We start from the raw sequence: 13,111 nt of genomic DNA on the forward strand, positions 1-13,111 counted from the left end.
ATTTTGTTACTTATTTGTCATCTTAATAGGATAGCGTTCATAAAAACCTTACCCGTTTCATTGCCAATAGGAGCAACTCCAAAATGAAAATGAAAGATCAATTAAATAGCCCTCAGCCGTTGAAAAAGCATAAAGCTAAGTCTAAAAAGGCAGAATCAAAGAAGAAAAAACAGGCAAAAATTGAGGGTAAAAAACAATCTAAAGAAAAGAAGGTAAGTAAAACAAAAGAATCGACACCTATTATTGAACAGCCTGTGGTGGCCCCAAGCAACAAAAAAAAAGGAAAACCAGCACCTGCGAAACAAGCCGCTCCACAAGAGAAGAAAGCACCAGAAGTAAAACCGGAGTCAGCTCAAGTAGCCACTCAAACACCAGAAGAACTAACAACAACCCTTACAACCACTTCCACAGAAAGCTTAACCAGATCACGCGTTTCAAAAAGCCTAGAGCCAATGTCAAAAGAAGACCAGTTAGTTGCGGTGAATCAAATCATTAAACGTTTATTATTAAATGAAATTTCACAAGGAGAAGCACTTCGTGAATTACGAGTGAATGTTTTGCGTCTAAGGCAAGAAGCTTACACTGAGTTAACTGGCGTTTCGCGAAAAACCTTGTCTGAAATCGAAAACGATAAAGGTAACTATACACCTGAAATTATTAACAAAGTTTTTAAACCTTTTGAATTAAAAAGCAGTCTAGTGCCAACATCGAGCCAATTATTGGTTGCGATTTTAAGCAGCTAATTTGTTACAGTCGCACTATCAATGACAGTAAATAATTAATTCATTATTTAGGAAAACTTTATGATTCTGCACAATTTTTTTGCCTTCAGGAAACGGTTATAAAACCCATTTATTATGCGCCTTCTTAGGACTAAAAGTGTCGCGGAAAGCATACAGCATAACCAAAGGCGAAACTCGAACAGACGAATTTTTAGCATTAAGCCCGAGTGGTAAAACCTCAGCTTTAGAGTTGGGCAATGGGGAAGCACAGACTTTCAGATAAAGTCATGTTTTATATCCTACAAAACGGAAACTTAACATGCTTAACCTTACCTATTTTAGCGGTTTTCTAATCGCTACGGCCATCATAGTGCTAACACCAGGGTCAACGGTGGCATTAGCTTCGAGTCAAGCCGTCCGGTATGGACCAAGAGCTGCAGGGTTGGTTGTCATAGGTGATGCGGCTGGAACATTAATTCAGATAATAATCGCAACGGCAGGACTCCAGCTACTGCTTGAATATGCACTGGCGTATTTACCTCATATGCAAATTCTAGGAGGCGCCTACATACTTTACCTAAGTTATGCCGCTTTTCGATCTCCTAAGGTAAATGCAGCAGGCAGGGATACAGCACCAACAGGGTTCTTACGTGCCATATTAAGTGGCTTCATTGCTTGTGTGACAAACCCAAAATCCATCATTTTCTTCATTGCATTATTCCCTAGCTTTATTGACCCGACGCTTAATGTAACCTTCCAATCTACTATTTATGGGATTGTTTTTATTTCCTTAGATGCACTCTGTATTATCATCTACGCGCTTCTCGCATTCTATATTTTTAATCGAGACGCCACTCAAAAAGTAAATATCAATATCGTCAGCGGACTTGGCTTTTTGTTTATCGCATCATTACTGATATTAAGAGGAATTTCTGAGTTTAAACCATTGGTAGCCTGACAAAATTAGCCTGGTAGTTTTTAATGGGTCAAAGTGCTGTTATGGGAAAAGGGACCACAGGACAATTAAGAACAACATTAGTTCTTGTGATCGTAACCAGACCTTCTTCTTCCGCGACAAATATGGCTTCTTCTGATTTTAATTCTCTCGCTTGGCTTGGGTCTTTCCATACCACTGTGTACATTATCCAAAGAGGAGAGTAGCGGTGATCTTCACTCAAATAACCTAATGGTTGAGGCGCAGAAGGGAAAACAGTATGAGTTTGTTCATTATTGGGAAATGAATACACACGCTCTAAAGCCGTTTTGACTTGAGGTGGTTTCGGGTATTTCGGAATAGCATCACGCAAACGCGGAGCATAATTGGCATTTTTTAACCGAGCAATGTCTCGATCAGAAACATCTGTCGTGACGTAAGCCACTTCTTCGCCATTATACCAAGCATAAAATAATGGCAGAGTTATCTGTGCCGGCTTCTGGACGCTGCTGCAAGCCATTAATAACAATGACAGGCCGACTAAAAACACATTTTTAAACAGCATGATTATGCTCCAATATTTGATTATGTCTCATTGTTTAATAACACCTATAAAAAAGAAAGGCGCTTTATGTAAAGGGCATCAAATTCACAAGGCCCAGAAGTAGACAATAAGTACTCATGTAAATTCAATTTTTTTGAGCAACAAAACGCTGACTCAGATTCGCTGCCAAGTGAGAGCCAAATAATGGGTGAGGCACAGGCGCCACCGCAAGAACGATATCCACAGAAGGCACAGCGGGTAAATCACTGCTTTGGATGATCTCTAACCCATAAGACACGCTGGACATAGCCATGGCACTGACCCCATGACCTTTTCGCAATAAACCTTTCATGACTGTCGCACTGGCACTACTGCACATGATTTGATACTCACGCCCTTGTTTTTCCAACCCGTCAATAGCGGCACTGTGAAACTTACAGTCAGGTTCATAAAGCACCAAAGGTAATGGCTTTATGCCTTCCACTTTTCCTACATTCGCGCCTTTCACCCAAACGCCAGTATCGTGTTTCAGCAAGTAACCTTCTTCCATATCTGGTGCACGACTTAAGACGGCTAAGTCAACTTTCCCTTGGTCCAGCATCAAGCGTAGCTGAGTGCTGCAATCACAAATAATACGCAAACTTTGACTCGGTAACGTTTCTCGGATCAAATCGACCAAAGAAGGCAAAATAGATTCCGCGTAATCATCAGGGCAACCAATCACCAAAGGTGGATGTTGAAGGTGCGTTGAAAAGTGTCCAAGCGCTTCATCATGTAAAGCCACAAGGCGTCTTGCATAACTCACTAACTGTTGGCCTTGTTCAGTTAATCCAAGGTTACGCCCTTCTTTCACAAACAACGTATGGCCAGTATCTTCTTCCAGACGCTTCATTTGCATACTGATCGCGCTTTGGGTACGAAAAGTCTGCTTAGCAGCACGAGTAAAACTGCCCGTATCGACAAACGCGATAAAACTACGCAGCGCATCAATGTCCATAAATAAAAGCCATCTATCAAGGTTTGGAATAGGTCGTATCAAAACTATTCGTTAGTCGTCACAAAAACAAGCTGACACAATGAATTTTATCGACAATATCTCAAAAAAGGATCAAGACATGCAACTCATCATCGGCAACAAAAACTACTCTTCTTGGTCGCTACGACCTTGGTTGGCATTAAAAGCATTCAACGTTGCTTTCGACGAAGTCGAACTCGGTCTTTTCACAGAAAATTTTTATACCGAACTCGCACAGTATTCCCCTGCTGGCAAAGTGCCTGTTCTCGTCGATGGCGACATCAATATGTGGGACTCACTCGCGATTTGTGAATACCTCAATGAACAGCATTTAAACAACAAAGGCTGGCCGACAGACAAACAACACCGTGCAGAAGCTCGCTCTTTCGTAGCAGAGATGCACTCTGGTCTGTTTGCCGTTCGCGGTGAAATGCCAATGAACTGCCGAGGAAAGAAAAAAATATCTTTATCGCCAGAAGCGAAAAAAGAGGTTGAGTGGTTAGATAACGCTTGGACTAACTTAAGAGCGCAGAATAAAGCCAAAGGCGATTATTTATTTGGCGAATTTAGCTTAGCAGACGCCTTCTTCGCTCCCGTTGTTTTCCGCTTTGCAACTTATGGTATTGACGTTTCAGAGCCGTCAAAAAACTATCTGAAAACAATGCTGGCTCACCCAGCCATGCAAGAATGGTTAAAAGGTGCGAAAGCAGAAAATGCCATGATTGATGTTGCAGAAGTGGGTATAGACATTTAATCACTAGAACATGAGAGGCCAACACCATGGAGAGCACGTCAATCTGCCAATTAGAAACCTTCCAGAAAACGGGGTTTCTAAAACTTTCCAATATCATTGATGAAGAAAGCATCACGACACTTCGTGGGCAGTTTTGGCGTGAGATAAGTAACACGTTTGGCATTTCTCTTAGTGACCCAAGCGCATGGTTTCACAATCCTAGCAATCCTGTTGGAGGTTCAGGCGCAAAGCGTTTAAATGGCATGGGACCGATGATGCGAGACTTAAAAGCGTCTGGCAAATTCGACAAGATAGAAGCGATGATGCAGTCGGCAATCGATCCAATATTTGTCGACAACACGTGGCGCCCGTTAGACCTTTGGTATTCCCTATTGAGCTTTCCAGGCAGCGAGGCCAAATGGAATGTGCCGCATAAATCTTGGCATTGCGACGAACCAATCGTCGTTGGGGATTCGAACCCATGGAGCCTATTCGTCTTTTTATTACTCGATGATGTCAGTGTCGACATGGGCCCAACGACGGTGGTTTCAGGCTCTCATCGTCGCGCAGAACAACTCGCTGAGAGAATCGCCAGTTCAAATCAGGAAGCGGCAATAAAAGCCTTTGATTCGGTAAACAACGGATTAATAGATGACCCTAAAAACACGCGTTTGCTGACGACCGATAACGTATTAGAACCGCTCAAACAAGAAGACCCTTGGATGAAAGCACTAGTCACAGAAGGCACGCCAGAACAGCGTATCCAACAATTCGTCCAAGAAGGTGACTCTTACCATGGCATCGGACAAAAAGTGGTTTCCCTTACAGGTTCCGCAGGCGACATCATCCTACTCAACCCTCGTTGCCTTCATTCGACGTCAGCCAATATTTCCTCACTTCCAAGGCAAATTATCCGACTCGATTTTAGGCGTCACGCCTAGGGAAGGTACGAATAAGTCTTCTGAGCGTCAGTCTTATCAGAGAAACGGTTTCTCTGAAAGACCCGAAGGGCGTGGGCTAAACGCTTTTTATTCTTTGTTAAGCTTCTTGCCAATATGCTCAATATTGGACGGCGAAGCTTGCCTCGAAAAATAAAGGTTTATCCACACGCTGAAGCCAGTGGACTTGTTCGTACCTTCCCTAGCCTCCTATTTGTCTTCGTCGTACATCAACTCGTCCATTTTCGCTTGATCAAACTCTTTGACGGATCGACGTGCGAGTTGTCTAAACGGTAGCGCTTTCATCATTTCTTCAAACGGTTGAACCGCGAACGCCCAGAAGATAGACGCATCAAAATACAAAATAATCAGCGCACACAAAGGAATGGAGATGCCCCATTGACCGATGAAGTTAATCTTGAAAACCGACGTGGTTTTACCCAACGATCTCAAGATGTGTCCGTGCACTGTGTTGTAACCTCGCACAATCGGCAAGAAAATATACAAGGGCGCGATCACACTCAATGCCAAGTAGGTTTCGGCTTCTAGATCAGAGTAAATGCTCGGTACGAAGAAATACAAAACCGCAAAAAAGCCCGCACAAGCGACAGAAACGATCACCGCGACGTCGATGCTCTTATTGATGTTTTCTGACAAGTCATCCAGCTTTTTTGAACCGATTGACTGACTGATGCTGATGGCCGATGCGTGCGCCCAAGACGCCACAAATTGGCTGCCTCCTCGCACCCAAGGCATAATCAGAATGATCGCCGCGTACGCATTGATACTGAGTTGAGAATACAACAATTGGTACACACTGATGCCGATCTGCAAGATAGTGATGTTCGCCGCGAAAGGAAAAATCTCAACACTGTGCAAGCGCACGCTTCTCAAGAAAGCGGAAACGTTACTGGTAAAAGAAAGGTTAAGAGTTCGGTCGATTTTTAAGCAAACACTTAAATAAAGCAAACGGATCATAATGGCCAAGACACTGCCTAGTGCCGCGCCTTCCACGCCCATTCCTTGAAAGCCGCTCACGCCATGAATCAAAAAATACGACAAAACAGCATTAATCGGCATTTCTATCAAATAGCCTTTTAATGGGGTTTTGCTTTTGTCTCGGCTGTTAAATAAGGCAATCAGCACTTGCGCTATCGCCGTACAAGGCACCAAGATGATGGCCAAATCCAAATAACCTTTGGTTTGTTGCTGGAGCAAAAGGTCGTCTGACAAAATCGTCACAATCGATTGACCAAAACAGTACATGAACACACAAAACGCCAACGCCACTGTGAGGTTTATGCCTAATCCAGCCCAAAAACCTTTGGTCAGAGAGTCGCGGCTTCCAGAGCCAACGGCACGGCTTAAAATGAGTTGAGTGCCGTTCGCCAGCGCCATTTGCACGCCCAGCATGAAGGCCAAAATAGCAGACGCAATGCCCAACGCCGCCAATGGCACCTCACCCAGCGGAGACACCAATAAGGTGTCTATCATCAGCATGGATTGCATTAACAAGCCATTGAGCGCCAACGGCCAAGCGAGGGAGATATTTTTTCTAAGGTAAGACGGAGAAGACATCGTTGTCCTTACGATACATTACAACAAGAGAATATAAGCAAATTACTCGGTCCATTATTCCACAGAAATAGCGATAAGGCTGAACACTTTATTTTTCTCCAAACGAAAAAATCATGTAATTAATCTCGCGCCTTCTTACGCCTTTAACGTCTATTTTCAGTGATCAATGTGTTGAAAATGCTTGTTAGGTAAACACTCTGTCATGATTGAGAAATATTAGGTAATACTAGAGTTTCAGAGCATTTTGATGGCATTTTTTAGCACCAACAAACAGACTATGCTGAGTAAAAGAACGACATAAATTGATTTTTTATCGGAGATGAAATATGTCTTTTACTTTAGCAAAACGCACTCTTATTAGCAGTCTTATCACAGCTTCTTCTTTATCAACAATCACCTTGGCTCAACAACAAAGTGGTTTCACAATCACACCAAGCATTGGTTATTACTATATGGACAGTGACCGAGATACGAAGGATGACGAAGCTTACTCTCTTGGTTTAGGTTACCAATTTGATAATCCATGGACGGTTGAATTTGTTTATCTAAATGCAGACTCTCAATTATCAAACAGCAACACAGATATTGATGTAGACCAATATCGGTTAGATGCTTTGTATCATTTGCCAACTAACCATTCGTTGAACTTAACACCTTATTTAGCGGCCGGTGTTGGCACAGCAGACTTCAGCGATCCAAACACGAATAACGCCCAATTCAATGCAGGTGGCGGTTTAAAATACGTACTAAACGATAACCTAGCTTTACGTGCTGACTTTCGTCTATTAAACGATGTAAAAGATGATCATATCGATCACATGACATCTGTCGGTCTGCAGATGACTTTTGGCCACTCTGCTCCAAAAGCAACGCCCGTGGCAGCCGTAGAAGAAGAGCCGGTTATTGACAAGGTCATTGCTGAACCAGTAGAAGAAATGACGCCAGAGACAGAAATCACAACTGAAACCCTTATTGAGCCTGAGCCAGCTACTGAAGCAGTAGAAGAATTAACGCCAGAAGAACTCGTCTATCCAGAAGGTGAAGAGCCAAGCATTTTCGAACAAGCCTCTGTTGTTGAAGCGCTACCACCTGTCACATTAAAGGTGCAATTCGGTAACAATAAAACAACAGTCGAGCAGTCATTTTACCCTGAAATCGAGAAGTTAGCGGCCTATTTGAACGAGAACCCAAACACAACCGTTGTAATCGAAGGCCATACGGATGACAGTGGTGCAGCAAGTTACAACCAAACCGTTTCAGAAAAACGAGCTCAAGCCATTGCAGATATGTTGATTAATATTTTTCATATTTCAGAAAAACGCGTTAGTGCAATTGGATACGGCGAAGAAAAGCCTTTATTCAGTAATGATACGGCACAGCGCCGCCAAGCGAACCGTCGAGTAACTGCAGTTATCTCTTCAAATGAAGCATAATAGAGAGTAATTCTAGCCTCTCACTTCAAGCCAACGGCCTACTTAAAAAAACACTCTTTAAGTAGGTTTAAGGCATCACAACCTAGCCTCAAACAAAAATCAAGGCCACCTCCAATAGTTGTCGAACGTAACCAATTTGTAATCTCATTCAAATATGTTTGATTTTGTATCGAAAGCTACTTTTATTACTTTATTTGATGATAATAGGAGGCATGCTAATTAAAATCAAAGCTCATCTTTTAAAGAGCTTTAAACATCCACCAAGGAACTTTACATGTCTTTTTTATTTGATAAACGCATTCTTTTAACAAGCCTTATTGCCGCATCATCTGCTGTACAAGCGCAACAAGAAGAAGGTTTCACTGTTACACCGAGTGCAGGCTACTACAATATGGACAACCATCGTGGTATTAAAAACGATAACGCATTATCGTTAAGTCTAGGTTATCAATTCGACAATCCATGGGCTGTAGAATTTGTTTACTTAAATGGAGATCACGAAACGTCAACAGGTAACAACAACGTGGACGTAGACCAATTTCGCCTAGATGGTTTATATCACCTAGCAGAACGCAATCAGTTCACACCGTATTTGGCCGCTGGCGTTGGTAAAACTGACTTAAGCCTTGGGCCTAACAACCCATTAATAAATGCAGGTGGTGGATTAAAGTACGCTTTAAACGATACTGTTTCGCTTCGTGGTGACTTTCGTTTAATCAAAGACGTTGAAGATCATGAGTTAGATAACTTAACAACCATAGGTGTACATTTTGTTTTTGGTGGTGACTCTACTAATACTCTAAACACAGAGGAACAAGTGGAGGAAAATGTTACTGAAGCCAAAATTGAAACCGTTGATACAGACAGCGATGGCGTAAACGATGAAGATGACTTGTGCCCAACAACGCTATCCAATGTTGCTGTTGACTCAAAAGGTTGTGCATTAGATGACGACAAAGACGGCGTCGCGAACCATCTTGATATGTGTTCAAACTCTTCAGCTGGAGTGAAAGTCAATGAGAAAGGTTGTCAGGTTGTATTAGAAAAACCAAAATCGGTTCATCTAAACGTACAATTTGCATATGACTCCGCCGTTATCAATCCAGAATACTATGCTCAGATCGAGGAAGTAGCTGATTTCCTAACGGAATACCCAAACACTAATGCAACAATCGAAGGTCATACAGATGACCGTGGTTCTGTAAGCTACAACCAAACGATTTCTGAAAAGCGTGCACAAGCAATTGTTGATGTACTTGTGAACTCTTTCGGTATCTCAGCTGATCGCCTAAACACTGTCGGCTACGGTGAAGAACAACCTTTACTAAACAACGACACGGAAGAAAATCGCAGTATCAACCGTCGAGTAACGGCTGTTATCTCTTCTGAGGAAGGCTAAACGGTACAAAATAAAAAAATGCCCAATGAGGTCACTTCACTCATTGGGCATTTTCTATTTTCTGCAGTTAATTCATTCTTGCGAAAGGGTTTCTTAAGCCAATCTGCTTGCTAACCAATCATTCACACCTTGCCCCGCTAAGTGCCCTGTCGCGAAGCAAGCAGTTAACAAGTAACCGCCCGTTGGCGCTTCCCAATCCAGCATTTCTCCTGCGCAAAATACACTCGGCATCGCATTCAACATCAGCTTTTCATTAACCGCGCTTTCACAAACCCCACCTGCACTGGAAATCACCTCTTCAATCGGTTTGGTTTTATAAAAACTCACTGACAGAGACTTTAAACATCGCGCCAATGTTGCAGGCGTTTGGTATTGGTCTTTGTCATATGTTTCGTACAGAAGTGCGGTTTTTACACCACTAATGCCTAGTGTACGTTTTAAGTATTTGCTAAAGGATTCTTTCGGCTTGATATTCTGTAGCTTTTTGATGAGTTGTTCTTCGGTTTGCAAAGGCAATAAGTCAATTGTAATAACACCGTGACCACAAGCGTTAATATCGTCTCGAATGTACTTTGAAAAGGCATAAATTGAACTGCCTTCCATGCCATCTTTCGTCACAATACATTCACCTTGTTTAGAGACGATCTTGCCATCACCTAAGGCAAATGAGAAAGCAACGCTCTTTAGAGGACTACCTGCAAACTTGGTTTGCAAGTGCTCACTCCACTCGCTGTAGAATCCACAATTGGCACTTTGTAAAGGCTCAACCATCACGCCGTTGTTTTGTAGAATGGCTTGCCAAGCACCATCTGAACCCAATTTCGGCCAGCTTGCGCCACCCATGGCTAAAACAATGGCATCGGCTTTCGCGATGACTTTTTCACCATTACAATCAAACTCTACTTGGTTCTTTTCCAGAGATACCATTTTATGACGCATGTAAAATTCAACACCAGATTCGCGAAGCCTTTTTAACCAATATCGCAATAGCGGTGCCGCTTTCATTTCTTTGGGAAACACGCGACCAGATGTACCGATAAACGTCTCGATGCCTAAGTCGTGAATCCACTCTCGCAACGCACCTGCATCAAATTGGCGGATTGCGGTACCTAACCAATCCGCTTTATCGTAATAACGTTGGATAAATTCAGGATACGCTTCCGAATGGGTAATATTCATACCACCGATGCCAGCCAAGAGGAACTTACGGCAAGCGCTGGCCTGAGCGTCATAAACCTGAACTTGGTGGCCTGCGGCACGAACCCCTTCCGCCGCCATTAAACCTGCTGGACCGGCACCGATAATGATGACTGTTTTCTGCATGCGCACTGAGCTCGCCTCATAAAATAGAAACGCATAATAAAGAATATCCCGACAGACACCAACGGCTTCTTATAAAAGTTAACAATAAGCAGGCAAGAAATGCTTTCACTTTAATAAAGAACCATGCCGTTTATTCGATGTAACGGCCATTAATTTTCAAAAGCATAATCGACAACAAGGTAACGCCTAGGCTAATAATTAAAACGCCAGTGTATTGCAGTGTTTCAGCTAATAATAAAGCCGAGCTTGCGCACATGAACCCAACAATTGAAGACAGGGAGTATTGAAGAGTGTAATCCGTACCTGCGGTTTGCTTTGCAGAATTATCCATCATCACCGTTGCAAGCATAGTCGAATTGGCACCAAACGCAAAAAGCATAAAACAGATTGAGCAATAAATCACAACAATGTGACTCACACCCTGCGCCACAGCAAAAAGAGTGATGATAGACAATCCCACTAAAGTGTTAGCGAACATCATCGACCGTTTTCGCCCCAGTTTTTGAACAAGTAAGCCCGTAATCGCTGCGCCAGAAATGGCTGCGAAGGAGCCAACAATACTCGTGGCAAAACCTATTTCATCAAGTGACCAACCAATATCAACCAACATAGGGTTAACCAAGGTATAGGCGATCGATATTCCAAGGGTGTAGGTGAGTAGAATAGATAACCAACGACCTGAATTAGGGCGTTTGAAAAAATTGATCATGTCACGGTAACGAACATTTTTATGATCGATGTTGGCCGCTCGGGCAGGCTCCTTATAGCGCCATATGTTCACTAAAGGTAATGTCGTTGCCATTGCCAAAATGAGTAAACTTCCTGTCCACCCTAACCATTCATAGGTCATTAAGACAACGCCTCCACCCACAAGGTTACCAATAAATCCTCCACTTGCTTGAATGCTATTGCCTACCCCTCTCTCCTGAGGCTCTAAGATAGTAATTCCTAGTGCATCCGCTGCAATGTCTTGGCTCGCAGAGAAAACAGAAAATAAAGCAAAACACACAATTAATAATGTGTATTGAGAGGTGATATCCAACACTGCGGCACAAATTAGTGAAAGAATCATAAGGCTCTGCAAGAGGATTAGCCAACTGCGATAATGCTGCTTTGTAGAGGGACTGAACCTATCAATTAAAGGCGCCCATAGAAACTTAATCGACCATATAAAACCTAATGTATAAATGATACTAATGTCACTTAAAGAACTGCCCTGATCACGCAAAATAGCAGGCACCGCAGTTAATATAAAACCCAACCCTAGAAATTGAGTGACATATAAACCACCTAGTAAAGTCATTTTTCTTAACGAATATTTAGTTTCAGTAGGCATATTTTTCTACTTAATTACAGGATTTTAAAATCAAGAAAGAGCGCTTGGGCCCGCTTCGATAATGTCTTCTTCACTCATCCCTCGCCGCCAATGGGAAAAGCACACCATGCGATCTGAAGGCACCTTTACCTCAGAACGCAGGTATGTCCGAATTGCGCGAAAAGCAGAAAACTCAGCCCCAACCCAATAAAAAGCGAGATCGTGGTTCTCTGGTAAAGGGAGTGCGAAAAAAGCGTCACTGAGTGATGTTGCCCCCCCAGCTGTCGCTTCACTGCGGTACAACCATTTAACGGTGATGCCTGATGGCGCGTTAATTTCTTGTTTCTCCAAAGGATTGTCTACTTCGACAACCGCGTACCCTGAGGCCGTTCTGGGAAGCGCTTCTAGAATACGCGCAATGGCAGGTAAGCCTGTTTCATCACCAGCAAGAAAATACTGTTCTGCGGGTTTAGGGCCATGGGCATCTGGCCCAAGTATGCCCACAACATCACCTTGCTTTACTTTAGTAATCCATGTGCTCGCAGGGCCTTTTCCATCATGCATAGCGAAATCTATGTCTAACTTTCCTAGCTCGGCATCAATACTGCGCACAGTAAAAATACGTGTGGCAATTTGGCCTGCTTTTGGCCAAATAATCCGTCCATCATCCCCCAGCATAGGCCACTGAGGTTGCTCAGTATCTTTATCCATAAACAAGATACGACAATGAAGCTGGTCAGATACGGCATAGCGCCCTAAGTCGCTTCCTGTAAAAGTCACTCTTCGCATACAAGGTGTTATTTGTTGCACATCGCATACCGTTACAATACGTAAATCCGGTGGCAATACAGCGCCGACTGAATCACCTGTCCATTGAATATCCAGTGTTTCGTCTTGCGCCGAAAAATCAATGAGGCCAGTTAACTCTGTCTTCAACCGATTAAATGCGGCGGGAGAAGATGCCTCAATAGAGACATCTAAACAGCTTTGGCTCGGTTTCAATGTAGCAGTGCCAAAAGCAGACACCAAGTAATGCACATTATCTTTTGTTGTTAGCTTAATGTTATGTGAAGTAATGAATTCAACAATATCAGCCATGCATCGGGTGAGATCACTAAACTGTATGATTGAATTCGCCTTTAAATATGGCATTGGAGCACTTCCTGTATTTTCATCA

At 42.9% G+C, this 13,111-nt stretch carries 12 protein-coding genes; 6 read left to right on the forward strand and 6 right to left on the reverse strand.

The window, feature by feature from the left end:
* Positions 1–83: 83 nt before the first annotated feature.
* Positions 84–743, forward strand: a complete 660-nt coding sequence (locus tag ABFY09_RS06120) for a helix-turn-helix transcriptional regulator (protein WP_347983408.1) — start codon at positions 84–86, stop codon at positions 741–743.
* A gap of 298 nt (positions 744–1,041) precedes the next feature.
* Positions 1,042–1,680: a LysE family translocator gene (locus tag ABFY09_RS06125; RefSeq protein ID WP_347983409.1), complete on the forward strand. Its 639-nt coding sequence runs from the start codon at positions 1,042–1,044 to the stop codon at positions 1,678–1,680.
* 28 nt (positions 1,681–1,708) lie between these two features.
* On the opposite strand, the gene ABFY09_RS06130 is transcribed toward ABFY09_RS06125, so the two are convergent.
* Entirely contained in the window at positions 1,709–2,221 is a 513-nt protein-coding gene (locus ABFY09_RS06130; RefSeq protein WP_347983410.1) for a hypothetical protein, read from the reverse strand.
* Positions 2,222–2,345: 124 nt separating this feature from the next.
* Complete coding sequence (locus ABFY09_RS06135; protein ID WP_347983411.1) at positions 2,346–3,197, reverse strand: LysR family transcriptional regulator; 852 nt, start codon at positions 3,195–3,197, stop codon at positions 2,346–2,348.
* A gap of 118 nt (positions 3,198–3,315) precedes the next feature.
* Here ABFY09_RS06135 and ABFY09_RS06140 point away from each other — a divergent pair, with 118 nt between their 5' ends.
* The gene (locus ABFY09_RS06140) at positions 3,316–3,969 is read left to right on the forward strand and encodes a glutathione S-transferase family protein (RefSeq protein ID WP_347983412.1); all 654 of its coding nucleotides are present in this window, start codon (positions 3,316–3,318) and stop codon (positions 3,967–3,969) included.
* Positions 3,970–3,995: 26 nt separating this feature from the next.
* Positions 3,996–4,889: a phytanoyl-CoA dioxygenase family protein gene (locus tag ABFY09_RS06145; protein ID WP_347983413.1), complete on the forward strand. Its 894-nt coding sequence runs from the start codon at positions 3,996–3,998 to the stop codon at positions 4,887–4,889.
* Between the two features lie 207 nt (positions 4,890–5,096).
* Here ABFY09_RS06145 and ABFY09_RS06150 read toward each other — a convergent pair whose 3' ends face one another.
* Positions 5,097–6,464 (reverse strand): MATE family efflux transporter, encoded by a 1,368-nt coding sequence (locus ABFY09_RS06150; RefSeq protein WP_347983414.1) that lies wholly within the window; start codon positions 6,462–6,464, stop codon positions 5,097–5,099.
* 326 nt (positions 6,465–6,790) lie between these two features.
* Here ABFY09_RS06150 and ABFY09_RS06155 point away from each other — a divergent pair, with 326 nt between their 5' ends.
* Positions 6,791–7,897: an OmpA family protein gene (locus ABFY09_RS06155; RefSeq protein ID WP_347983415.1), complete on the forward strand. Its 1,107-nt coding sequence runs from the start codon at positions 6,791–6,793 to the stop codon at positions 7,895–7,897.
* Positions 7,898–8,171: 274 nt separating this feature from the next.
* Positions 8,172–9,296, forward strand: a complete 1,125-nt coding sequence (locus ABFY09_RS06160; RefSeq protein ID WP_347983416.1) for an OmpA family protein — start codon at positions 8,172–8,174, stop codon at positions 9,294–9,296.
* Between the two features lie 93 nt (positions 9,297–9,389).
* On the opposite strand, the gene ABFY09_RS06165 is transcribed toward ABFY09_RS06160, so the two are convergent.
* The 3 genes from ABFY09_RS06165 to ABFY09_RS06175 all read right to left on the reverse strand — a co-directional run bounded on the left by ABFY09_RS06165 (position 9,390) and on the right by ABFY09_RS06175 (position 13,086).
* Entirely contained in the window at positions 9,390–10,619 is a 1,230-nt protein-coding gene (locus ABFY09_RS06165) for a TIGR03862 family flavoprotein (RefSeq protein WP_347983417.1), read from the reverse strand.
* 130 nt (positions 10,620–10,749) lie between these two features.
* Positions 10,750–11,955 (reverse strand): MFS transporter, encoded by a 1,206-nt coding sequence (locus ABFY09_RS06170; protein WP_347983418.1) that lies wholly within the window; start codon positions 11,953–11,955, stop codon positions 10,750–10,752.
* 30 nt (positions 11,956–11,985) lie between these two features.
* On the reverse strand, positions 11,986–13,086 hold the full coding sequence (locus tag ABFY09_RS06175) for a siderophore-interacting protein (RefSeq protein ID WP_347983419.1): 1,101 nt from the start codon (positions 13,084–13,086) through the stop codon (positions 11,986–11,988).
* Positions 13,087–13,111: the final 25 nt, after the last annotated feature.

This window comes from Marinomonas sp. 5E14-1, assembly GCF_039939215.1.
GTDB lineage: Bacteria > Pseudomonadota > Gammaproteobacteria > Pseudomonadales > Marinomonadaceae > Marinomonas.